General features: G+C 64.0%; 26 protein-coding genes. 7 read left to right on the forward strand and 19 right to left on the reverse strand.

Features of this window, described 5'->3' with window-relative positions:
- Window positions 1-179: 179 nt before the first annotated feature.
- From ACYCVF_RS01235 to ACYCVF_RS01260, 6 genes are all read right to left on the reverse strand, one after another.
- A complete protein-coding gene (locus ACYCVF_RS01235) occupies window positions 180-620 on the reverse strand; it encodes a DUF1801 domain-containing protein (RefSeq protein WP_459597945.1) in 441 nt (146 codons plus the stop codon).
- A 13-nt stretch (window positions 621-633) separates the two neighbouring features.
- Entirely contained in the window at window positions 634-837 is a 204-nt protein-coding gene (locus tag ACYCVF_RS01240) for a hypothetical protein (RefSeq protein WP_061020337.1), read from the reverse strand.
- Window positions 838-880: 43 nt separating this feature from the next.
- Window positions 881-1,309: an SRPBCC family protein gene (locus tag ACYCVF_RS01245; RefSeq protein ID WP_459596711.1), complete on the reverse strand. Its 429-nt coding sequence runs from the start codon at window positions 1,307-1,309 to the stop codon at window positions 881-883.
- Window positions 1,306-1,629: an ArsR/SmtB family transcription factor gene (locus ACYCVF_RS01250; protein WP_027572702.1), complete on the reverse strand. Its 324-nt coding sequence runs from the start codon at window positions 1,627-1,629 to the stop codon at window positions 1,306-1,308. The genes ACYCVF_RS01245 and ACYCVF_RS01250 overlap by 4 nt, the downstream gene beginning before the upstream one ends.
- A gap of 218 nt (window positions 1,630-1,847) precedes the next feature.
- Window positions 1,848-2,297 (reverse strand): DsrE family protein, encoded by a 450-nt coding sequence (locus ACYCVF_RS01255; protein ID WP_459596714.1) that lies wholly within the window; start codon window positions 2,295-2,297, stop codon window positions 1,848-1,850.
- A 39-nt stretch (window positions 2,298-2,336) separates the two neighbouring features.
- The gene (locus tag ACYCVF_RS01260) at window positions 2,337-2,957 is read right to left on the reverse strand and encodes a hypothetical protein (protein WP_459596716.1); all 621 of its coding nucleotides are present in this window, start codon (window positions 2,955-2,957) and stop codon (window positions 2,337-2,339) included.
- Between the two features lie 326 nt (window positions 2,958-3,283).
- Here ACYCVF_RS01260 and ACYCVF_RS01265 point away from each other — a divergent pair, with 326 nt between their 5' ends.
- Complete coding sequence (locus ACYCVF_RS01265) at window positions 3,284-4,813, forward strand: SUMF1/EgtB/PvdO family nonheme iron enzyme (protein WP_459596718.1); 1,530 nt, start codon at window positions 3,284-3,286, stop codon at window positions 4,811-4,813.
- 101 nt (window positions 4,814-4,914) lie between these two features.
- A complete protein-coding gene (locus ACYCVF_RS01270; RefSeq protein ID WP_459596720.1) occupies window positions 4,915-5,364 on the forward strand; it encodes a DUF4399 domain-containing protein in 450 nt (149 codons plus the stop codon).
- On the opposite strand, the gene ACYCVF_RS01275 is transcribed toward ACYCVF_RS01270, so the two are convergent.
- The 10 genes from ACYCVF_RS01275 to pqqA all read right to left on the reverse strand — a co-directional run bounded on the left by ACYCVF_RS01275 (window position 5,365) and on the right by pqqA (window position 15,634).
- The gene (locus ACYCVF_RS01275; protein WP_459596722.1) at window positions 5,365-6,420 is read right to left on the reverse strand and encodes a 2-oxoacid:ferredoxin oxidoreductase subunit beta; all 1,056 of its coding nucleotides are present in this window, start codon (window positions 6,418-6,420) and stop codon (window positions 5,365-5,367) included.
- 130 nt (window positions 6,421-6,550) lie between these two features.
- The gene (locus tag ACYCVF_RS01280) at window positions 6,551-8,398 is read right to left on the reverse strand and encodes a 2-oxoacid:acceptor oxidoreductase subunit alpha (protein ID WP_459596724.1); all 1,848 of its coding nucleotides are present in this window, start codon (window positions 8,396-8,398) and stop codon (window positions 6,551-6,553) included.
- The gene (locus tag ACYCVF_RS01285; protein ID WP_459596726.1) at window positions 8,368-10,167 is read right to left on the reverse strand and encodes an FAD-dependent oxidoreductase; all 1,800 of its coding nucleotides are present in this window, start codon (window positions 10,165-10,167) and stop codon (window positions 8,368-8,370) included. Before ACYCVF_RS01285 ends, ACYCVF_RS01280 begins: the two co-directional genes overlap by 31 nt.
- A 239-nt stretch (window positions 10,168-10,406) precedes the next feature.
- Window positions 10,407-11,084: a hypothetical protein gene (locus ACYCVF_RS01290; RefSeq protein ID WP_459596728.1), complete on the reverse strand. Its 678-nt coding sequence runs from the start codon at window positions 11,082-11,084 to the stop codon at window positions 10,407-10,409.
- A 144-nt stretch (window positions 11,085-11,228) separates the two neighbouring features.
- Window positions 11,229-12,215 carry a prolyl aminopeptidase gene (pip, locus tag ACYCVF_RS01295; protein WP_459596730.1) on the reverse strand — a complete coding sequence of 329 codons (987 nt, stop codon included), beginning with the start codon at window positions 12,213-12,215 and terminating at the stop codon, window positions 11,229-11,231.
- Window positions 12,205-13,386 (reverse strand): pyrroloquinoline quinone biosynthesis protein PqqE, encoded by a 1,182-nt coding sequence (gene pqqE / locus ACYCVF_RS01300; RefSeq protein WP_459596732.1) that lies wholly within the window; start codon window positions 13,384-13,386, stop codon window positions 12,205-12,207. The genes pip and pqqE overlap by 11 nt, the downstream gene beginning before the upstream one ends.
- Complete coding sequence (pqqD, locus tag ACYCVF_RS01305) at window positions 13,383-13,694, reverse strand: pyrroloquinoline quinone biosynthesis peptide chaperone PqqD (RefSeq protein ID WP_459596734.1); 312 nt, start codon at window positions 13,692-13,694, stop codon at window positions 13,383-13,385. Before pqqD ends, pqqE begins: the two co-directional genes overlap by 4 nt.
- A gap of 12 nt (window positions 13,695-13,706) precedes the next feature.
- Window positions 13,707-14,498, reverse strand: coding sequence for a pyrroloquinoline-quinone synthase PqqC (gene pqqC / locus ACYCVF_RS01310; RefSeq protein ID WP_459596736.1), 792 nt, complete (start codon window positions 14,496-14,498; stop codon window positions 13,707-13,709).
- Window positions 14,495-15,424 carry a pyrroloquinoline quinone biosynthesis protein PqqB gene (gene pqqB / locus ACYCVF_RS01315; RefSeq protein WP_459596738.1) on the reverse strand — a complete coding sequence of 310 codons (930 nt, stop codon included), beginning with the start codon at window positions 15,422-15,424 and terminating at the stop codon, window positions 14,495-14,497. Before pqqB ends, pqqC begins: the two co-directional genes overlap by 4 nt.
- A 129-nt stretch (window positions 15,425-15,553) precedes the next feature.
- Window positions 15,554-15,634: a pyrroloquinoline quinone precursor peptide PqqA gene (gene pqqA / locus ACYCVF_RS01320; RefSeq protein WP_007595659.1), complete on the reverse strand. Its 81-nt coding sequence runs from the start codon at window positions 15,632-15,634 to the stop codon at window positions 15,554-15,556.
- A 254-nt stretch (window positions 15,635-15,888) separates the two neighbouring features.
- Between pqqA and ACYCVF_RS01325 the strand changes: the two genes are divergently transcribed.
- From ACYCVF_RS01325 to tarD, 5 genes are all read left to right on the forward strand, one after another.
- Window positions 15,889-16,146 (forward strand): DUF6894 family protein, encoded by a 258-nt coding sequence (locus ACYCVF_RS01325; protein WP_124162551.1) that lies wholly within the window; start codon window positions 15,889-15,891, stop codon window positions 16,144-16,146.
- Window positions 16,147-16,284: 138 nt separating this feature from the next.
- Window positions 16,285-17,685 (forward strand): amidase family protein, encoded by a 1,401-nt coding sequence (locus ACYCVF_RS01330; RefSeq protein WP_459596740.1) that lies wholly within the window; start codon window positions 16,285-16,287, stop codon window positions 17,683-17,685.
- 2 nt (window positions 17,686-17,687) lie between these two features.
- The gene (locus ACYCVF_RS01335; protein ID WP_459596742.1) at window positions 17,688-18,164 is read left to right on the forward strand and encodes a glutathione peroxidase; all 477 of its coding nucleotides are present in this window, start codon (window positions 17,688-17,690) and stop codon (window positions 18,162-18,164) included.
- 11 nt (window positions 18,165-18,175) lie between these two features.
- The gene (locus ACYCVF_RS01340) at window positions 18,176-18,418 is read left to right on the forward strand and encodes a DUF3297 family protein (RefSeq protein ID WP_459596744.1); all 243 of its coding nucleotides are present in this window, start codon (window positions 18,176-18,178) and stop codon (window positions 18,416-18,418) included.
- A gap of 159 nt (window positions 18,419-18,577) precedes the next feature.
- Window positions 18,578-19,747, forward strand: coding sequence for a D(-)-tartrate dehydratase (gene tarD / locus ACYCVF_RS01345; RefSeq protein ID WP_459596746.1), 1,170 nt, complete (start codon window positions 18,578-18,580; stop codon window positions 19,745-19,747).
- A gap of 128 nt (window positions 19,748-19,875) precedes the next feature.
- On the opposite strand, the gene ACYCVF_RS01350 is transcribed toward tarD, so the two are convergent.
- From ACYCVF_RS01350 to ACYCVF_RS01360, 3 genes are all read right to left on the reverse strand, one after another.
- Window positions 19,876-20,163, reverse strand: coding sequence for a GIY-YIG nuclease family protein (locus ACYCVF_RS01350; protein ID WP_459596748.1), 288 nt, complete (start codon window positions 20,161-20,163; stop codon window positions 19,876-19,878).
- A gap of 179 nt (window positions 20,164-20,342) precedes the next feature.
- Entirely contained in the window at window positions 20,343-21,695 is a 1,353-nt protein-coding gene (locus tag ACYCVF_RS01355; RefSeq protein WP_459596750.1) for a malonyl-CoA decarboxylase, read from the reverse strand.
- Window positions 21,696-21,994: 299 nt separating this feature from the next.
- Window positions 21,995-22,795, reverse strand: coding sequence for an AraC family transcriptional regulator (locus ACYCVF_RS01360; RefSeq protein WP_459596752.1), 801 nt, complete (start codon window positions 22,793-22,795; stop codon window positions 21,995-21,997).
- Window positions 22,796-22,847: the final 52 nt, after the last annotated feature.

Raw genomic sequence — 22,847 nt, forward strand, 5'->3', positions numbered from 1 at the left:
GTCGATGTGCCCTCGCCCCTTGTGGGAGAGGGCAGCGCCGCCGGCAGACGCAAGCTCATCGGGGTGAGGGGGCTCTCTCCGCGCTTTCGCGTGTCGAGAGAGACCCCTCATCCGGCGCTTCGCGCCACCTTCTCCGACAAGGGGAGAAGGAAGGCGTTCGTGGCCGCACAACGACACTCTTAGGCCGGTCGCTTCTTCGCAGGCTTCGCCTTGCTCGCATTCAATTCCACCGCCGCCCGGATCAGCGCCTTCAACGCCTTCTCGTTGATGGTCTCGCCTTCGCGAATATCGATCGCGCGGCGCAAATTGCCGTCGAGGCTGGCGTTGAAAAGGCCCGCCGGGTCCTCCAGCGTCGCGCCCTTGGCAAAGGTCAGCTTCACCACGGCCTTGTAAGTCTCGCCGGTGCAGATGATGCCGTCGTGCTCCCAGACGGGAACGCCGCGCCATTTCCACTCTTCGACGACATCAGGGTCGGCTTCCCTGATCAGGCGGCGGATCCGTCTCAACATCTCGCCGCGCCAGTCGCCGAGCTCCTTGATCCGGCCGTCGATCATCCTGGAAGGCGAAGCCGCATTCGCGTCCTTCGCGCCAGTCTTCTTCGCCGTTGCCATCTTCTTCATCATCGCGCCTCGTTCACGCGGTGCCGCGGCGGACATAGGGCAGCGCGAACAGATAAAGCCCGGTCGCGAGCAGCGGAATCAGCGGCACGAGCGCCAGGAAGCCGATCCACACGGCCTGCACCTGCATGATCATCGCCACGATGTTGGCAATGACCGCGAGTGTGAAGGCCATCGACAGCCAGCGATGAATCTGCCGAATCCACATCTGCGTGCTCATTGGGTCCTCCCTTTGAAATCGATTGGAAGTGGCGCCGGCTGTGCTAGCCCGCCCGCGCCAGCACGTCGTCCAGCCTGGCGAGAAACTGCTTCCAGCCGGCATGGGCTCCGCCAAAAGCCTGCTTCTGCGTCGGGCGGAAGCCCGCCTGCTCGACTCGCAGATGCGTGCCGGTGCTCGTCGGCGTCAGCGTGAAGGTCACGACGCTTTTCAGGTCGAACGCCGCGTCCTCATGCGAGAAATTCCAGGTATAGGCGAGGCTCTTCTGCGGCTCGATGGTGAGCACCTCGCAGTCCAGCACGCCGCCCCATTCGCCGTGCAGGTTGAAGCGATGACCGACCACAGGCTTGAAGTCGTTCTTCATCAGCCATTCCTCGATCAGATGCGGCTGCGTCAGCGCGCGCCAGATCCGCTCAGCCGGAAAGGCAAATTCGCGCTCGATGACGACGGAGCGCGTCTCTGCAGGTTCGTTCATTGGTCCATCCTCTTCAGGAGATCGTCGAGCGCGTCGAGCCGCTTCTGCCAGAATCCGGCCATCTGGCCGGTCCAGTCGATCAGCGGATTGAGCGCGCCTGGCCGCGCGCTGTAGTGGGTCTGGCGTCCTTCGTGGCGGTCGCGCACCAGCCCGGCCTGCTTCAAGGCGCCCAGATGTTTCGAGACCGCCGGCTGGGACACGCCGGATCGCGCCGTGAGCGCCCCCACGGTCTGCTCCCCTTCGCGGCACAGCCGCTCGAAGATCGCCCGCCGGGTTGGATCGGCGAGTGTCCTGAACAAGAGATCATGAGCGGCGGACATGCGAATCCATAACCAGAAAGTTATGGATATACTCATAACTATGGAGTTATGGATAAGTCAAGCGGCATTGGGGGATATGGCCTCGGTCGTGCACATTCCTCCGCTGTCATTGCGAACGCAGCGAGAGCAATCCAGAATCTTTCCGCCGAGGGACTTTGGATTGTCTCGCCGCAACGGCTCCCCGCACAGACGGAAAACGTCGCGGCAGCTCGCGCAGCCTAAGGGCGCAGATACAGATATCCCTGCGACTGCAGCTCGGCGAGGCGGACCACGCCGCCATTCTCCGCGTTGACGAAGCCCGGCAGCAACTCCTTCAGCGTCACGTTCTGCGCCTTCATCGTGTTGCCGCAGGCTGCGAGCTTGATACCGTCCTTGGAGAAGTCACCGACGCGCCTGCTGACATCAGGATTGGCCTGTGCCGCGTGAAACGCCTTCAGCGCCGGCCCGTGGATCACCAGCGCGATCGTCACATTCTCGGGCCCGCCGACGCCGTCGATGTGATTCTGAATGTTGCCGAGCACGAAGCTGACCTTCTCCGCATCGCTGAGATGATAGACGACCTTCAGCTTGTTGCCCGCGCCCGCGTCCGCGGCAGCTTTTGCGCTGGAAGCGCCAAGCAGCGCGCCCAGGGCCGAAACGGCGCTCCACATCATGTTCCGGCGGTTCATGGCGATCTCCTTCGAGTGGGCCCGAGCTCGCCGAAGATATCACTTGTGACGCAGTGCGGCGAGTTCCTTGCGGTCGGTCACCAGCGAGGCGCATTCGCCATTGTCGGCGCGATCGAGGCGGAAGATCTTGTCGTCGGCGCCGGCCACGAGCGAATGCTCGGCGTCGTCATCCGGCTTGTTGTTCTGCCAGACCCGCACCCGTTCGAGCCGCACGATCGCCGACCTGTCGTCCTTGGACAGCGCAACGCCGATGCCGCCGCCTTCGCAGTCGACGCCGCAGCCGAGACGCACTTCGCTGCCGCTCTTCGTGAATACGACGTGGTTGCACGAGCCGCTGGAGTCGAAATCGCCGCTGCGGTGACGGTACCTGAAGCCGAGCCGGAAGGAGTTGTGGAGCTGCTTGTCCTCCTCGTCGAATTCCGCGGAGATCAGCAACTTCATCGCAGCAACCTTCTGCTTGGGATGCCGCGCCAGATGGTCCGCATCGTAGCGGCGGATGAAGCAGGCGTAGGCCTTGTTGCCGGGCGTACCCGCATACACGCGTGCGTTGAAGGTCTCGGATTCGGCCTTGCTTGCCTCGCGAACGTCGTCGCCGTCCTCGGCTCGGCCGGCGCCGGTCAGCGCAGCCAGAATGAGGGCAGCAAAGATGCAGAGCTTCATGATGGCCTCGAGCGCGTGACGAGTCTTGCCGCAGCAGGACAGAGCTGCTGTCTGTTAGACGCAAGCGAGGTGCACCGCGTTCAACCCTTGCAAGTCGCTCGTGCGACCATCGCGATGCGGACTTTGGGCCAGTGGCTTTTGGGCGGAGCCTTAGTCACAGATGGGATCAAGAAGGTTCAAGCGGCGGGGCGCCTCGATCCTTTGGAACCCGTTACAGGGAATTGCTGCGACATTGTCTCGGTTCGTCAATGTGGTAGCCTTCACAGACAGCCGCCTTTGGCGGTCGTAAGCTGGGGCTGACTTGTCAGTATGTGGAGTCCCCCGCAATGGGCGAAATTCGCAACTTCAAATCCGGCAATCAGGATGGGGCGTCTCCACACGACCCCATGCCTCGTCGTCTCGCTGCGATCATCGTCGGTGACATCGCTTCGTACAGCCGCATCATGCAGGCCGATGAGGAGGGGACGCATGTCCGCGTCAAGCGGATCGAACGCGATCTCATCAATCCCAGCATCGCCGAGCACCATGGTACTCTGGTGAAGACGACGGGCGATGGCTTCATCGCCATTTTCGATAGCCCTGTCGAGGCGGTTCGATGCAGCATCGTCATCCAGCAGAACCTCATCGGTCGCAACGCCTCGCTACCGAAGCATTCGCGGCTCGAGTACCGGATTGGCGTCAATCTCGGCGACGTGATCGTGGAGCCGGACGACGTCTACGGCGACGGCGTCAACATCGCCAGCCGCATCGAAGGCATTGCCGAACCCGGTCAGGTCTATATCTCGGGCGCGATCTACGAGCAGATCAAGCACAAGGTGGTGTGCGGCTATGAGTCGCTCGGCGACCGCAAGGTCAAGAACATCACAGACCCGGTGCGCGTGTATCGCGTGCTGCCGGATGCAGATGCGGTCGGGGGAACGCGCGGCCGGCGCGAGAATGTCCTGATCTTTCTCCTGGCCTTCACGGTCATGATGATGGCCGCAGGCGTACTTTGGTATCTGCTGGCGCAGCCAGGCAGGATGGGCGAGCAGGCTGCTGCGCCAATTGCCTCTCCGGCCGCGTCACCGATTCCGCAGCCGTTGCCGAGCGAGGCGGCGACGCAGACGCCGCAACCATCGCCATCCTTGGCTTCGTCGGCTTCGTCGCCTTCGCCGCCGGCACCCAGCCCATCGGCGACGCCGCTTCGCGAACCCGAGATGATCGTCATTCGCGGCGGCAGTTTCGCGATGGGAAGCAATGATGACCCGACCGAGCGTCCCGTCCACCAGGTCACGATCAAGCCGTTCTCGATTGGAAAATATCCGGTGACGGTGCGGGAGTGGAACGAATGCGCGGCTGCGAACGCCTGTGGTTTCACCGCAACCGGCAAGGACGATGCGCCGGTCAGCAATGTGAGCTGGACCGACGCGAAGCAATATGCCGCTTTTCTGTCGCAGGCGACGAAAAAGCCCTACCGGCTTCCGAGCGAGGCCGAATGGGAATACGCAGCCCGCGGCGGGACGCAAACCAAGTATTGGTGGGGCGACAAGCTCCAGCCGGGCATGGCCGGATGCAAGGATTGCGGCGACCTCGCCGCCGAGCAGCCGGCGAAGGTCGGCAGTTTCAAGCCCAATCCATTCGGCCTCCATGACATGGGTGGCGGCATCGACCAGTGGGTCGAGGACTGCTGGCATAAGAACTATCAGGGTGCGCCGGTCGACGGTTCGGCATGGACCAGCGGCGACTGCTCATCGCACGTCCTGCGGTCGGGCTCCTGGAAGAACGATTCGAGATACGTGCGGCCGTCCAACCGCGATGGCTACGACACCAATGTCCGTTACCCCACGCATGGATTCCGTATCGCGCTCAGTCCCTGAGCAAGATCCGGAAAAGTGTGCGGCGGCTTTCCGAAAAGATCACGCTCAAAGAATAATGATTCATCCTGATCGCATCGCGCTTTAGAGCTGGAGTAGGTTTGATGAAGATCATTGGCTGCGCCGCGCTGGCGGTGGCGCTCGCATTGCCGCCAGGCGCCGCTTACTCTCAGGGCAAGACCGCTCCCAAGGACGCGAAACTCTATTTCATCACGCCGCAGGATGGACAGAAGATCCGTACTGGATTCTGGGTCCGGTTCGGTCTGCGCAACATGGGCGTGACGCATGCTGGCGATGACTACCAGAACGCGGGCCACCATCATTTGCTGGTCAACGTCAACGATCCCATCGATGCCAAGGAGCCGATCCCGCAGGACAAGTCGCACCTGCATTTCGGAGCAGGGCAAACCGAAACGTTTCTCGAGCTTCCGCCCGGCACGCACACGCTGCAGTTGGTGCTGGGCGATGCGAAACACTATCCGTTCGATCCGCCCGTCGTGTCCGAGAAGATCACCGTGAGAGTCAGGCAGCCCGTTTCGGTGCGGCGCCGATGATCACCGCAGGCTGGCGTTGAACTTGTCCAGCACCACCGAGCCCGGGCACAGCGAGTCCGCCTCCAGGCTGTTGAGCGGCGTCTCGACCGTGTTGAGATGCTCGTGCATGTCTTCCGCATCGGGGTCGACATAGAGCAGGCCGGTGACGATCTGGCCCTTGGCGGCGTGCTTCTGCAGGAAGGTCATCGCGCCCAGACGGTCATGCGGGTCGTAGTCGGCGTCGATCTTGCGCAGTGCGATCCTGCTGCCGTCGTGCTGCTCGACCACCTGCACCGTGCCGGGCGCATAGTCCACCGCGATCGGGTCGCGGCCGACCAGCACGTCCAGCCGGTTCACCGCGTCATTGTGCTCGCGGACATAATCGAAGCTCTTGGTCGAGCCGGCGTGATTGTTGAAGGCAATGCAGGGGCTGATGACGTCGATGAAGGAGGCGCCCTTGTGACGGATCGCGGCCGCGATCAGCGGCACCAGCTGGGTCTTGTCGCCGGAGAACGAGCGCGCGACGAAGGTGGCACCGAGCTGCAGCGCCATCGCGACGAGGTCGATGGCGTTGTCGGTGTTGGTCACGCCCTTCTTGCTCTTCGAGCCGCGGTCGGCGGTCGCCGAGAACTGGCCCTTGGTCAGGCCGTAGACGCCGTTGTTCTCGACGATATAGGTCATGTTGACGCCGCGCCGGATCGAATGCGCGAACTGGCCGAAGCCGATCGAGGCGGAATCGCCGTCGCCGGACACGCCGAGATAGATCAGGTCGCGGTTGGCGAGGTTGGCGCCGGTCAGCACGCTGGGCATGCGGCCGTGCACGGAGTTGAAGCCGTGCGAATTGCCGAGGAAATAGTCCGGCGTCTTCGACGAGCAGCCGATGCCGGAGATCTTCGCCACCCGATGCGGCTCGATCGAGAGCTCGTAGCAGGCCTCGATGATCGAAGCCGTGATCGAATCGTGGCCGCAGCCGGCGCACAGCGTCGAGATCTTGCCCTCGTAGTCGCGGTGCGTGTAGCCGAGCTCGTTCTTCTTGAGGCCCGGATGATGGAATTTCGGTTTTGCAATGTAGGTCATGCGAGCACCTGCGATGCCAAGCCCGTCATGGCCGGGCTTGACCCGGCCATCCACGTCTTGGTGGCGGAGAAGAAAGGCGTGGATGCCCGCGACGAGCGCGGGCATGACGTTGGAGAGAGTGGCGCGCAAATCATGACATGGCCTTGCGGAGCGGGGTCACCTTGAGGTGATCCTGGTGATCGCCAATGGCTTTTGCGATGAAGCGGGCGGTGATCGGCGTGCCGTCGTAATGCACGATCGGCACCAGCCGGACTGGATCGATGCCGTTCTCGTTGACGATGAGCTGGCGAAGCTGGCTGTCGCGATTCTGCTCGACCACGTAGACGAAATCGTGCTCGGCGAGGAAGCTTGCCACGCTCGAATGGAAGGGGAAGGCGCGGATGCGCAGGCGATCGAGTTGATGACCGCGCGCCTCGAGCAATCCGATCGCCTCGTCCATTGCCGGCGAAGTCGAGCCGAAATAGATCACGCCATATTTGGTCGGCCGTTCCGCGTTGGCCTGCAGCGGCCGCGGCACCAGGTCCTGCGCGGTCTCGAACTTGCGCACCAGGCGCTGCATGTTGTCGGCATAGACCGAACCTTCCTCGGAATAGCGCGCATAGCGATCGCGCGAGGTGCCGCGGGTGAAGTACGAGCCCTTGGTCGGATGCGTGCCGGGATAGGTGCGGTAGGGAATGCCGTCGCCGTCGACGTCGAGATAGCGGCCGAAGTCGCGGCCCTCGTCCAGCATCTCTGCGGTCATGATCTTGCCGCGGTCATACTGCTTGGCGTCGTCCCATTTCAGCGGACGGCAAAGCCGGTGGTTCATGCCGATGTCGAGGTCGAGCATCAGGAAGATCGTGGTCTGAAGCCGTTCGGCGAGGTCGAACGCCGCAGCCGCGAACTCGAATGCCTCGGCGGGATCCTCCGGGAATAGCAGCACATGCTTGGTGTCGCCATGCGAGGCATAGGCGCAGGCGATGATGTCGCATTGCTGGGTGCGGGTCGGCATGCCCGTGGAGGGGCCGGCGCGCTGGATGTTCATGATCACGGCCGGGATCTCGGCGAAATAGGAGAGGCCGATGAATTCCGTCATCAGCGAGATGCCGGGGCCGGAGGTGGCGGTGAAGGCGCGGGCGCCGTTCCAGGATGCGCCGATGACGATGCCGATCGAGGCCAGCTCGTCCTCGCCTTGCACGATGGCGTATTTCGCCTTGCCCGTTTCAGGATCGTGCCGGAACTTCTTGCAGTGGGCGGTGAAGGCCTCCGCCACCGACGAGGACGGTGTGATCGGGTACCAGGCGCACACGGTGGCGCCGCCATAGACGGCGCCGAGCGCGGCCGCGCTGTTGCCCTCGATAAAGATGCGATCGCCGACCTTGTCGGACTTCTTCACCCGCAGCCCGATCGGGCATTTCAGGTTCTGCAGCGCCCAGTCGCGGCCGAGATGCAGCGCGTGGACGTTGGAGGAGAGCAGCTTCTCCTTGCCCTTGTATTGCTCGCCGATCAGCTGCTCGATCAGCCTCGGATCCATGTCGAGCAGCGCGCTGAGTGCGCCGAGATAGATGATGTTCTTGAACAGCTGGCGCTGGCGCGGATCGGTGTAGGTCGAATTGGTGATGGCGGTGAGCGGCACGCCGATCACGGTGATGTCGTCGCGGAATTTGGTCGACGGCATCGGCTTGGTGGAATCGTAGAACAGATAGCCGCCGGGCTCGATGCCGGCGACGTCCTTGTCCCAGGTCTGCGGGTTCATCGCCACCATCATGTCGACGCCGCCGCGGGCACCGAGATGGCCGGCTTCCGTCACGCGCACCTCGTACCAGGTTGGCAGGCCCTGGATGTTGGAGGGGAAGATGTTGCGCGGGGACACCGGAACGCCATGGCGCAGGATCGCGCGGGCGAACATCTCATTGGCGCTGGCCGAGCCCGAGCCGTTGACGTTGGCGAAGCGGACGACGAAGTCGTTTACGCTGCTGATCGGCTTTTTGTCGGACATGTGGAACCTGCGTGGGTCATCTCGATGAAATATTTCTGCATGTCCCAGGCGCCGGTGGGACAGCGCTCGGCGCACAGCCCGCAATGCAGGCAGACGTCCTCGTCCTTGACCATCACGCGCCCGGTCTTGAGATCGGAGGAGACGTAGAGGTCCTGGTCGGCATGCAGCGAGGGCGCCTTCAGGCGCTGGCGCAGATCGCTTTCCTCGCCATTGCCCGTGAAGGTGATGCAATCCATCGGGCAGATGTCGACGCAGGCATCGCACTCGATGCAGAGCGAGGTCGAGAACACGGTCTGCACGTCGCAGTTCAGGCAGCGATGCGCCTCGCCGAGCGCGAGCTTGACGTCGTAGCCGAGCTCGACCTCGGTGCGGATGTCCTTCAGCGCGACGACCTTGTCGCGATGCGGCACCTTGTAGCGCTTGTCGACCGAGATGTCGTTGTCATAGCTCCACTCGTGGATGCCCATCTTCTGCGAGGAGATTTGCACCTCCGGCAGTGGACGCTCGCTGATATCCTCACCCGACAGCATCTTGTGGATCGACAGCGCGGCATCGTGGCCGTGCGCGACCGCCCAGATGATGTTCTTCGGGCCGAACGCGGCATCGCCGCCGAAGAACACTCTTGGATTGGTCGAGACGAAGGTGTTCGGATCGACCTTGGGCATGTGCCATTTGTCGAACTCGATGCCGCAATCCTGCTCGATCCAGGGAAAGGCGTTTTCCTGGCCGACCGCGACCAGTACGTCGTCGCATGCGACGGTCTGGTCCGGCTCGCCTGATGGAACGAGGTTGCGGCGGCCCTTGGCGTCGTACTCGGCCTTCACCTTCTGGAAGGTGATGCCGGTGAGCTTGCCGTTGTCATGGATGAAGGCTGTGGGGACCAGGAAGTTGAGGATCGGGATGTCCTCGTGGATCGCGTCCTCCTTTTCCCAGGGCGAGGCCTTCATCTCCTCGAAGCCGGAGCGCACGACCACCTTGACGTCTTCGCCGCCGAGCCGTCGCGCGGTGCGGCAGCAATCCATCGCGGTGTTGCCGCCGCCGAGCACGATCACGCGCTTGCCGATCTTGTCGGTGTGGCCGAACGAGACCGAAGCCAGCCATTCGATGCCGATATGGATGTGGGCCGCTGCTTCCTTGCGGCCGGGAATGTCGAGCTCGCGGCCGCGGGGCGCGCCGGAGCCGACGAAGACCGCGTCATATTTCTCGGCGAGGAGCGCCTTCATGCTGTCGATGCGGTGGCCGCCCTTGAAGTCGACGCCGAGACCCAGGATGTAGCCGGTCTCCTCGTCGATCACCGAATTGGGCAGGCGGAATTTCGGGATCTGCGTGCGCATCATGCCGCCCGCTTCCGGATCGGCATCGAACACTGTGCAGTAATAGCCGAGCGGCGCCAGATCGCGCGCCACCGTCAGCGAAGCGGGACCGCCGCCGACCAGCGCAACACGCTTGCCGTTCTTGGCCGCTGGGCGCGGCAGGCGCTGCCTGATGTCGTCCTTGAAGTCCGCGGCGACGCGCTTGAGGCGGCAGATCGCGACGGGGGTTTCCTCGACGCGTCCGCGCCGGCACGCCGGCTCGCATGGACGATCGCAGGTGCGTCCCAGGATTCCGGGAAACACGTTCGATTTCCAGTTGATCATGTAGGCGTCGCTGTAGCGGCCTTGTGCGATCAGTCGGATATATTCGGGAACCGGGGTGTGCGCAGGACAGGCCCATTGGCAATCGACCACTTTGTGAAAGTAGTCGGGGGCCGCGATATCGGTCGGTTTCATTCCTACCCTGTCCGCGCAGGCTCAAAGACCCCCGCGGCCTTTTTGTTGAACGTGGCGGACGCTTAACGCGTCTCGATCTGGTTTCTGAATGACGTCATTGGGTTAGCTTATTAGAACCGTTCCGAAGTACAACGGCAAATTTGCGCGCTTCCCCTCTTTCATGGGAGCTACGCGTGCACGGCATTAACGCCGCGCGGGCAGATGCGGCGGTGCAGCATGTTGCGGTGCGCATGAGCGCGTCAGCCGCGCGTGATGTCGCTCTTCGCAAGGTCCCACATCAGGCTGTAGGTGCCGACGGATATAGGCGGCGGCAGCGGCGCCGCCGCGGGGCCGGTGAAACGCTCGGCGATCACCGCGGAGACCGCGCCGACATGCGTGCCGTCGATCAGCACGAACCAGTCGCGCGCGCCTTCGTTGCCCGTTGCCGGAATTCCCGCCGTTGCGCCCGATAATTCCGGCTCGCTCTCCAGGAGGTGCATCGAGATGATGCCGTCGCGCGTTTCGGGCACCAGCTTGTCTTGCAGTGCATCACGCCAGGAGGCCGCATTGTCGGGGGTCGGCCGCAGCCGCACCAGACCGAGCGCAGCGCCACGGCCGGTGCCGTTGCTGACGGTGATCCGCGCAACGACGCGGAGCATGTCCTTGAAGCGCGCCATGCTTTGCCGCGACCAGTCGGTCGGGCTTGCGAGCCGCGCCCGATAGGCAGGGCTGTCGAGCACGTCGAGTGTTGCAGTCGAGTACAGCGAGAGATATTTGGGATTGGCGGCATGCGCGACATAGCGCCGCGCTTCGAGGAATCCATCGATCGCGACGCGCTCTTCCAGATGCTCGCGGTCGTACCAGCGGTTGAAATCGGCCTCGTCGGCCGCGTCGATGTTCATCGACGTCAGCAGCATGCCTTTCCCGGCGAGCGGCATTTTTTGTTGTCCTTCCACACTATCCCCTCATGGTGAGGAGCCACGAAGTGGCGTCTCGAACCATGAAGGCCCCGCTGATGCGTCTCGGCCTTTCATCCTTCGAGACGCGCTCTTCGAGCGCTCCTCAGGATGAGGAGATGAAGTTCATCGCCCGATCTTCGATGCGAGGTCCGCAATCGACTTCATGACCGCGTCCCTCACGCCGGCATCATAGAGCGAATGACCCGCGCCTTCCACGATGCGAAGCTCGGAACCGGGCCATGCTTTCGTGAGGGCCTGCGATGTCTCTGGCGGGCACAACAAGTCGTAGCGGCCCTGCACGATGATGCCGGGAATGCCGGCGAGCTTTCCGGCGTTTTGCAACAGCTGGTTCTCGGTCATGAAGGAGTTGTTGACGAAATAATGCGCCTCCATGAACGGTGTCGCCGGCAGCGTGCGCCAGACGTTCAACGAGGCCAGGTCCAGCCGCGTCCTGGCCGGCTTGTGCTCGGACAAAGCGCGCTCGGTGTCGTGCCAGGCCCGCGCTGCGGAGCCGTGCACGGTCGGATCGGCGTCGAGGATACGGCGCCAATAGGCGTCCACCGGCCGGCCCCGCTCTTCCGCCGGCAGCACGCTCAGAAAATCCTCGTACAGCGCGGGATAGAATTGCGACAGGCGCGCGGTGAACGCCGTCTCGACCTCGGCCCGGGTGCCCAGGAACGTGGCGCGCAGCGCGATGCCGGAGACACGCTCCGGATACGCCTCGGCATAAGCCAGCGCCAGCGTCGCGCCCCAGGAGCCGCCGACCACCATCCAGCGTTCGAAGCCGAACTTCTCGCGGATCTTCTCCATGTCCGCGACGAGATGGGCCGTGGTGTTGTGCTCGCGCGATCCCTTGGGACGGCTACGGCCGCAGCCGCGCTGGTCGAACAATACGGCGCAGAAGCGATCGGGGTCGAACAGCCGGCGATGGTCGGGCTGGCAGCCGCTGCCGGGGCCGCCATGCAGATAGACCGCAGGGATTCCATCGGCGCGGCCGACGCTCTCGACATGGAGCTCATGGCCGTCGCCGACATCGAGCATGTCGGAGGTCAGCGGCGCAAAGGGATCGGCACGTCCAACGGAAGCGGCCGCGTCGGCGTCAGGTCCCATTCTCGGATTCCAGAGTGCCGCCGGCGAAGTTACGATAGAGGAAGCGGCTGGTCTCGCCCTCCGCCTCGCGCTCGGCCTGCTTGAAGATGGTCTCGTGCAGCGGCGACAGCGCGCAGGCCGGATCGGTGTTGGCGGCATCGCCCGTCAGCGCGAAGGCCTGGCAGCGGCAGCCGCCGAAATCGATCTCGCGGAATTCGCAGGACTTGCACGGCTCCTTCATCCAGCCGGTGCCGCGATAGCGGTTGAAGGCCTCGGAGTTCTGCCAGATCCAGGCGATCGAATGATTGGAGCGCACCGATTCGAAGTCGAGCCCGGTGATGCTCTCGGCGGCGTGGCAGGGCAGCACCTTGCCGGCGGGCGAGATGTTGAAGAACTGCCGGCCCCACCCGCCCATGCATTTCTTCGGCCGCAGCGCGTAATAATCCGGCACGACGTAGTCGATCGTCAGCCGGCCCTTCAGCCGCTCGCGCGCCTCCTCCACGATGCGGGTGCACTCGTCGAGCTGCGCCACGGTCGGCATCAAGGCGGCGCGGTTCTTCAAGGCCCAGCCGTAATATTGCACATTGGCGACCTCGAGCCGGTCGGCGTCGAGGTCGAGCGACATCTGGATGATGTCGGGGAGCTGGTGCAGGTTCTGCCGGTGCATCACCGCGTTCACGGTGAGGGGCAGATCGAGCTCGCGCGTCCACTTCGCCACTTCGAGCTTCTTGTGGTGGCCGCCCTTGTAGCCGGCGACGCGATCGGCGAGGCCTTCCTCGATGCCCTGGAACGAGATCTGCACATGGCAGAGCCCGGCATCCGCGAGATCGCTGAGCTTCTCGCGCGTCAACAGCACCGCCGAGGTGATCAGGTTGGTGTAGAGGCCGGCGTCGCTGGCATGCTTGACCAGCTCGACCAGGTCCTTGCGCGCGGTCGGCTCGCCGCCGGAGAAATGCACCTGGAGCACGCCGATCTCGGCGAGCTCGCTCAGCACCTTCTTCCATTCCTCGGTGGTCAGCTCCTTGGCCGAGCGGTCGAGCTCGACCGGGTTGGAGCAATAGGGGCATTGCAGTGGGCAGCGATGGGTGATCTCGAGCAGCACCGCGAGCGGGATGCCGAAAGTTTCCGCCGCCGAACGTTGCCTCTCGAGCACCGCGAGGCTGTCGCTGGGTGGGATGGTCACGTCGCTCATGACGTCTTCTCCCTGATCTCGGTGAGGAAGCCCTTGTCGGCGAGGTCCTGCAGCATGACGATGACGTCGGCGAGGATCGCCTCGCGCGGCGCGGCGTATTTGGCGGCAAGCCGATCGGCGACGTCGCCGACATTGCGCTCACCATTGCAGAGCTGCAAGACCTCGACCGCGATCTCGTCCGGCGCCAGCACCCGTTCCGGCGCGAGGATCACCCAGACTTGCCGCGTCTCGTCGTATTTCAGCTTGGCGTGCCGCGGCAGCACGGGGCGGCTCGCCTCGCTGACGCTGATGTTCCGCGGCCCGGCCATTGCGCTTGTCCCTCAGCTCGCCTTCTTGGTTTCCTGGGGCACGAACGCGCCCGGCGGAATGTGGCCCTCGACATAGGCGTGCTGGAGCGCATCGAGCTGCACCCACAGCACGTTGGTCTTGAAGATCAGTGCGTTGCACACCTGGGCGCGTTGCTCCGGCGTCGTGGCGTGCGTCTTGACATAGTCGAGCGCGAAATTGGCGTCACGCGGCGCCTGCGTCAGACGGCGCTTGAAATAGCTCATGATGTCGGGATTGACGAAATCGTAATGCTCCAGCATGCCGGCGATGCGTTCTTCATGCAGGTTCGGCGCGAACAGCTCGGTGAGCGAGGAGGCGATCGCCTCCAGCGGGCTCTTCTCGCGGCAGTAATGGACATAGGCTTCCACCGCGAAGCGTGTCGCCGGCAAAATCCCTTCCGTCGATTCCACGTAAGCCGTATCGAGCCCGAGGCCTTCGGTCAGCTTGAGCCAGCGCTCGATGCCGCCTTCGCTGCCGATATCGCCGTCATGGTCCTCGATGCGGTGGCGCCATTCCAGGCGGGTGGCGCGGTCGCGAAAGCGCGAGATCACCACCGCGTCCTTGATCGGGATGGTGCTCTGGTAATAGTAGCGGTTGAGCGCCCAGGCCTGCACCTGGCCCTTGTTGAGCTTGCCGCCATGTAGCAGCTTATGGAACGGATGCAGGCTGTGATAGCGCGTCGCGCCGATATGGCGCAGCGTCGCCTCCAGCTCCTCCGCCGAGTTGAGCCTGATGTCCTTGCCGATCGAGAGCGCGGTCATTCCAGTCAGTGATGCGGCGTTCACAGCACGATCTCCGTTCCGTCAGCGGGTATCTGCCAGCCCGCCCGCTCAGCGGCTTTGCGCTCGGGCGAGCCGGGCAGCAGCGCCGGATTCGAGTTATTGATATGCAGAAACAGCTTCCTGTCGATATTGAGGTCGGCCAGCCGCGCGATGGCGCCGTCGTCGCCGGACATCGCGATATGGCCCATGCTCTTGCCGGTCTTGTGGCCGAGTCCGGCCCTGATCATCTCGTCGTCACGCCAGACCGTGCCGTCGAAGAACACCAGCGCGGCGCCGTCGATCTCGGCCTTGAGAGCGTCGGTGACCTCGGCGCAGGCGGCGATGAAGTAGAAGAACTTGCCCGTGGCCTTGTCGGTGATCTTCAGGCCCAACGTATCGCCATCGCCGCTCTCGCCGCCCGGATGCGTCTTGCCTTCGAGATACCAGGCCGATTTGCCCGGCACGGCGAAGGGCAGCACCTCCAGGCCGGAGCGCGCACCATCCGGCAGGCGGGGCTCGAACGGCTCGCCGAGAGCGATCGGCTGGCGCCGCACGTTCTTCTCGTTCAACACGTTGAAGATGCTGTTGGTGCCAAGGATCGCCAGCACTTTCTCGTGCGCATACACCGTGAAGGGCGAGCCCTCGCGCATCGACAGCAGGCCCGCCACCGCATCGACTTCGCTGTTGGTCAAGATCACGCCCGCAACCGGCGTGTGACGCAGCGCGCCCGCCTTGGGGTGCAGCTGCGGCGTGGCGTTCAATTGCTGGCGAAGGTCGGGTGAGGCGTTGATCAGAAACCAGTGCTCGCCGTCGCCGCTGAAGGCGACCGAGGCTTGGGTCCGTTGAAGCTCGTGGCCGCCGCTGCGGGCCGCTCGGCAACCCTCGCAACCGCAATTCCATTGCGGAACTCCGCCGCCGGCCCCGGCGCCCAGGACGACGACGCGAAGCATGATCCGTCTCCTGGAGGGTACGCTGCGAGGTGGACCTCAGGTCGACACGGCTGCCGACAAAGATTTTGTCTTCCGGAAACGAAGCGTGACCGAAAGATCCACCTGCGCTGAATGCAGATCGCCCGCCGCTTACTTGCGGGTGGCGCTCACATACATGTTGATTTCCATGCCGCAGGGCACTTCGACGATCTTCGGGGCTTTCCAGGCCATTTGGCTCTCCATTTTTCACGAAATCGGACGTGTCCGCCCGTGGTTAAAGTAATGCGGGCGCAAAAGTTCGCCAGTGAAATTTTCCCGAGAACGGCTATGTTGCACCGCGAAAATGACGTTTTGAGGTTTGAACGTCATATCTGGCGGGCTGCCTTGCGCAGGGCGCATTCGGTCGCGAACCCTGTCCTGATAAAGCAGTTGTGAGTGCAGTGCAGCTTTCAATCGGGTCCAGGCGACCCAAACTGGAACTCGTGATGCCCAGATACTTCTTCAACACCCGCATCGGTGATGAGTTGATCGTTGATCCCGACGGCGAGGATCTGCGCAATCCCGATCGCGCATGGGAGGTCGCCCGCCAGATGATACTGGAGGTGGTGAAGTCCGAGGGCGCACAGCCGGCGCTGCTCGAGGCGGTCATCGAGGTGACCGACGATGATGGGGAGATCGTGCTGGAGTTTCCCTTCACCGAGGCGCTCCTGGACATGCCGGATCAGTCCGCGACAAGGCATTAGTCGCGCGTCAGCCATGGCTGAGGCGGCGGTGTCCACCTCTCTTCGCCGGGGAGAGGTGAGCGACCTCCTCACCCGCGAAATCCGCATGGCTTTGCCGCGTTCCCGGCGCTAAAAGACGCCGGTCATACGGAGCAAGCCATGCAAGATCTCTGGCGCCTGTCGGCTGCCGACCTCGCCACCCTCGTCAAATCCAAAAAGGTGTCCGCCAGGGAGGCTGCCAAGGCCGGCCTCGCCCGCCTGGATGCCGTCAATCCCCAACTCAACGCGGTCATCGACCACCGGCCGGACGATGTGCTCAAGCAGGCCGACGCCGTCGATGCCGCCATCGCGCGGGGCGAGGACCCCGGCGTGCTCGCCGGCGTGCCCGTGACCATCAAGGCCAACGTCGACCAGGAAGGCTTTGCCACCACCAATGGCCTGAAGCTCCAGCGCGACGTGATCGCGCGCGAGGACAATCCCGTCGTCGCCAATTTCCGCAAAGCCGGGGCCGTTCTGCTGGGGCGCACCAATTGCCCGGCTTTCTCTTACCGCTGGTTCACCACCAATCTCATTCATGGCGACACCAAGAACCCCCGCGACGCCTCGCTGACGCCGGGCGGCTCCTCTGGCGGCGCCGGCTCGGCGGTCGCGGCCGGCATCGGCCACATCGCTCATGGTACCGATATCGCCGGCTCGATCCGCTATCCCGCCTATGCCTGCGGCGTCCACGGCCTGCGCCCGACGCTCGGCCGCATCCCCGCCTTCAATCCGGCGCTGCCGGAGCGCCCGATCGGGCCGCAGATCATGGCGGTGTCGGGACCCCTGGCGCGCACCGTCAACGACATCAGGATTTCGCTCGAGGCGATGTCGGCCCGCGACATCCGCGATCCCTGGTTCGTGCCGGTGCCGCTGCAAGGCCCAGCGCGGCCGAAGCGCGCCGCGCTGTGCCTCAATCCGGGCGGCCTTGCCACCACGCCGGAGGTGAAGGCGGCGGTGAGCGATGCCGGCAAGCGGCTGGAGCGCGCGGGCTGGACCGTCGACATCATCGACGATACGCCGCCGATGCGCGAAGCGGTCGAGTGGCAGATCAAGCTTTGGCTCGGCGATGGTTATGAAGCGCAGCTCGAGATGGCCGAGCGCGAGGGCGATCCCGGCGCGCTGGCCTGCCTGCGCGGCAACCGCGCCAGGGTCACGCCGATGGACCAGGCGAATTATGCGAAGGCGCTGACCCGAAGAGCGGCGCTGACCCGCGAATGGATGTTGTTCTTCGAAAAGTATGCGGTGCTGCTGACGCCGGTCTCCGGCGAGTTGCCGTTCCCGGACCATCTCGATCGCAAGGACGACGAATCCTTCAAGCGCGTCTGGGAAGCGCAGCTGCCGCAGATCGCCATTCCCTTCATGGGCTTGCCGGGCCTCGTGGTCTCCACCGGCCTCGTCGGCAAGGCGCCGGTCGGCGTGCATATCGTCTCCGGCCGCTACCGCGAAGACCTTTGCCTGCTGGCGGGCGAAGCGATCGAGGCCGGTGGCGTGCCGCCGTCGCCGATCGACCCCGTGGGCTAGCGATGACGGCCATCTACGACTTCAAGGCCAACTCGCTTGCCGGCGAGGAGGTCGCCCTGCGCCGTTTCGAGGGGCAGGTGCTCTTGATCGTCAACACCGCGAGCAAATGCGGCTTCACGCCGCAATATCGCGGCCTCGAGGATCTCTACCGCGATCTCTCGCCGCGCGGCTTCTCGGTGCTCGGCTTTCCCTGCAACCAGTTTGGCGCGCAGGAGCCGGGGCAGGCGAGCGAGATCCAGGAGTTCTGCTCGACCCATTACGACGTCACCTTTCCCCTGTTCGCGAAGATCGACGTCAACGGGCCGAAGGCGCATCCGTTGTATGAGTACCTGAAACGCCAGCAATCCGGCCTTCTCGGTGCCGCCATCAAATGGAATTTCACCAAATTCCTGGTGGACCGTGCCGGCAACGTGGTTGCGCGCTACGCGCCGACCGCGCGTCCCGAAGGATTGCGGCAGCAAATCGAAACACTGTTGTGAGCGAGACAATCATGAGCGACGAATTTCCCGACCGTCTGTCGGTCGATCCGAACAGCCCCTATTACAACGCGGACATCCTGGCGCGGGACGTCGGCATCCGCTTCAAGGGCATCGAGAAGACCAATGTCGAGGAATACTGCATCAGCGAAGGCTGGGTTCGCGTCGCCGCGGGCAACGCCAAGGACCGCCACGGCAACCCGTTGACCATCAAGGTGCACGGGCCCGTGGAGCCGTATTTCAGGGACAGGAAGTAAGCGCGACTCGCTCCTCGTCGCTGCGACGGGCGCACTCTCGCCCCTCGTCATTGCGAGGAGCACTTGCGACGAAGCAATCCAGGCTGTCTCCGCGGATGCATTCCTGGATTGCTTCGCTTCGCTCGCAATGACGAACATAACAACCCAGAGACCAACCCCATGTCCGTCCGCATCGTCGACGTCCGCGAGATCACCAAGCCGATCTCGTCCCCGATCCGCAATGCCTATATCGACTTCACCAGGATGACGACGAGCCTGGTTGCCGTCGTCACCGACGTCGTGCGTGACGGCAAGCGCGTCGTCGGCTACGGGTTCAACTCCAACGGACGCTACGGGCAGGGCGGCCTGATCCGCGAACGCTTCGCCCCGCGTATCCTGGAAGCCGATCAGAAGTCGCTGCTCAATGCGAGCGGCGACAACCTCGACCCCGACAAGGTCTGGGCCGCGATGATGACCAACGAGAAGCCGGGCGGCCACGGCGAACGCTCGGTCGCGGTCGGCACCATCGACATGGCGGTGTGGGACGCGGTGGCGAAGATTGCGGGAAAGCCGTTGTTTCGCCTGCTCGCCGAACGTCACGGCGTGACCGCCAATCCACGTGTGTTCGTCTATGCCGCCGGTGGCTATTACTATCCCGGCAAGGATCTCTCGATGTTGCGCGGCGAGATGCGCGGCTATCTCGACCGCGGCTACAACGTCGTCAAGATGAAGATCGGCGGCGCGCCCATCGAGGAAGATCGCACCCGCATCGAGGCGGTGCTGAAGGAGATCGGCAACGACGCGCAACTCGCCGTCGACGCCAACGGCCGCTTCGATCTGGAGACCGGCATCGCCTACACCAAGATGCTGCGCGATTATCCGCTGTTCTGGTACGAGGAGGCCGGCGATCCCCTCGACTATGCGCTGCAGGCCGCGCTCGCCGAGTTCTATCCGGGTCCGATGGCGACAGGCGAGAACCTGTTCAGCCACCAGGATGCCCGCAATTTGATCCGCTACGGCGGCATGCGCCCCGACCGCGACTGGCTGCAATTCGACTGCGCGTTGTCCTACGGCCTGTGCGAATACCAGCGCACGCTTGAGGTCTTGAAGACCCACGGCTGGTCCCCCAGCCGCTGCATCCCGCATGGCGGCCACCAGATGTCGCTCAACATCGCTGCCGGCCTCGGTCTCGGCGGCAACGAAAGCTATCCCGACCTGTTCCAGCCCTATGGCGGCTTCCCGGACGGCGTCAGCGTCGAGAATGGTCACATCACCATGCCGGAACTGTCAGGCATAGGCTTCGAAGGCAAGTCCGATCTCTACAAGGAAATGAAGGCGCTGGCGGAGTAGCCCGGCTGTAGCAACGAACTCCGTCATTGCGAGCGCAGCGAAGCAATCCAGACTACCTCCGCGGAGAGACTTTGGATTGCTTCGCTGCGCTCGCAATGACGGAGGGCTGTCGGCCAGCCGGCTCGAAGTCAGATCAGCGTCTCGTACAGATCCTTCCAGTCCGGATTCATGCGCTCGATCAATGCGATCTTCTTTGCCCGGCTTCCGGCCTTGATCTGCTTCTCGCGCGCAATTGCGTCAGTCATGGTCCCGTGAAGTTCGTACCAGACGAGGAGCTTGCAGCCGTACTTCGACGAAGATCCCGACACAAGGCCTTCGCGATGCTCGAATGCCCGACGTGGTGGATTCGAGGTAACGCCCGTGTAGATCGTTCCGTTGCGGCGATTGGCGAACATGTAGACGCAGGGTTGCTTCATAGGCGCACTCGCTAGCGAGAGCCCTCATGATAGTACAACCGAGAGATGATTTCGAGGTCTTCGCCGCGCCGTCATTGCGAGGAGCACTTGCGACGAAGCAATCCAGGCTGCCTCTGCGGAACGACACCTGGATTGCTTCGCTGCGCTCGCAATGACGAATGCGGTGCGAGCCGTGCCCTCTACGACAGCCTCATATCCAGCAACCTTCGCCCTTCGCCCTTCAGCAGCTTCTTCACCGCGCTCGAGGCAACCACCTCCCCGTCATTGGCGTAGGCCTCGTGGTTCTTCTCGATGTCGTCGAGGCGATAGAGGTAGTTGACCATCACGCCGGCCGACTCGCGCATGCCTTTCGGCGAGAGGTCGCCTAGCCAGTTGATGCGCTCGAGCCTTGCGCCGTTGCCGAGATGGAAGCGGGCGACGGAGTCGATCAGCCGGCCCTTCGACGTGCGCGCCTTGAGGAAATAGTGCGCCGCGAGCGGCTCCAGCACGCCGCGGAGCAGCGCCGCCGTTTCGGGGCTCTCGAACCATTTGGGATCGTCGAGACGCTTCAGCACCTCGCGGTCCTCGTCCGACAGCGGCAGGTCCTTGTCCTGCTTCACCCATGCCATGAAGCCGGGCACCGGGGACAGAGTGACGAAGGTATCGAGCTTCGGCAGTTCGCGGCGCAGCTCTTCCACCACCTGCTTGATCAGGAAGCTGCCGAACGAGATGCCCCCCAGGCCGCGCTGGGTGTTGGAGATCGAATAGAACACGGCGGTTCGCGCGCGCTCGATCGGCAGATGCTGGCGGTCGACCGCGAGCAAGGGTGCAATCGCGCCGGGGATGGTCTCGGTCAGCGCCACCTCGACGAAGATCAGGGGCTCGTCGACCATTGCGGGATGGAAGAATGCGTAGCAGCGGCGGTCGACGGGATCGATGCGGCGGCGCAAATCGTCCCAGTCGGAGATCTCGTGCACGGCCTCGTAACGGATGATCTTTTCGAGGATGTTGGCCGGGGTCGACCAGTCGATCCTGCGCAGCACGAGAAACCCCCTGTTGAACCACGAAGAGAGAAGATGCGAGACGTCGCGATCGAGCGCGGCAAGATCGGTGTGCCCGTTCATCATGCCGAGTAGGTCGGCGCGCATGTTGACGAGATCGCCGGTGCCGCCCGGTGCGCGGTTGAGGCGGCGGATCAACTCCTGCCGTCGCGGCTCGGAGGCGAAGTGCAGCGAGCTCGCGTCCTCGTCGCTGGGCTCGGCGCGCCATTGCTCGATCGCCTGCGCCAGGCGCTCCCGATCGGGGCCGAAGTCGCGCACCAGTCCCTCGAAGAAGGCGCGGCGTCCTGCCGCGTCCAGCTCCCGGTAGATGTCGAGCACCTCGCGCGCGATTGCGGTGCCGGAGGCTTCGCCCCGGCCCGACAGAAGCGCATCGCAGAGTTCGAGTAGTCCATCGGCATCGCGTCTGGCATCGGCGGAGTCGCCGCGGCGAAGCAGCGTGCGGCCGCGCTCGGAGATGGTGGCGAGCAGGTCGGAGAAGAAGGCGTTGGCCATCTGGGCTTTCGTGTCAGGTTTGTGCGATGCGGAAGCTTACACAAGATTTAGGCGTAAGCCGATCACAATCAAGCGGTGGAATCCGGCAACTTTAGTCGGGCCGTGCGTTTGGAGAATGCTGCCATGCCGGGCAGGTGGCATTTGGAGAACGAGACGGCCACCTCACCCGCTGTCATTGCGAGCGCAGCGAAGCAATCCAGCGTCGCCCGCCGAGACAGTCTGGATTGCTTCGTCGCAAGGGCTCCTCGCAATGACGCCGGGGCGAGTTGCGCAAGACGCTCGCAAAGACGACGTCTGGCCTAACCCTTCCCCGCAAATTCCGTCGGCGTGCGGCCCGTCACCTGCCGGAACGCGGCCGAGAACGCCGGCACGCTGGCATAACCAAGCTGTGTCGCGAGCTGCTTCACCGATACGCTGGCATCCGTCGATATCCGCTGGATCGCGGCTGCGATCCGCGCGCGCTGGCACCAGCTCTTGAAGCTCAGCTGCGTCTCGCTCGAGAACAGCCGCGACAGCGTGCGCGCCGAGGTTCCGACCTCGCGCGCCAGCGTGTCGATGTCATGCAGGCCGGTGGGATCGTCGAGCACGATCAACGCGGCGCGGCGGCAGCGCGGCTCGCGCGGCAGCGGCACGAAGGTCGCGGAATCCTCGGCCTGGTGCAATTCCAGCATCACCAGGCGCACCAGCAGCTCGGTGCGCTCCTCGGTATTGCGCGCGTCGAACAGCGCGAGGATCGCCTGATTGAGCAATGGCGACACCCGCACCACGAACTCCCTGGCCAGTCCCTCATAGCGCTGCTGGCGCTTGAGCCAGGGCAGGTCGAAATACAGCGTCCGCATCTCGATGTCGGCGAGCAGGTCGATGGCATGCTCGAGCCCGGCCGGGACCCAGACCGCGCGGTCCGGCGGCACCAGCCAGCGCCCCTCGGGGGTCGTGACCTGCATCGTGCCCTTGGCGGCATAGATCAGCTGTGCCTCGCGGTGCAGGTGCGGCTCGATCCGCATGCCCCTGGGATAATCGCGGGCGACCAGGTGCACGCCCGCGGGCGAGCGGTGATTGCTCCGGACTTCCCGCAGGATTGGCGTTTCGACGACAGTCATTGGCAGCATCCCGTCATGGGCACGACATATAACTCATTTCGGAGCAGGAGAG

The sequence above is a fragment of the Bradyrhizobium cedriense genome (assembly GCF_054602315.1).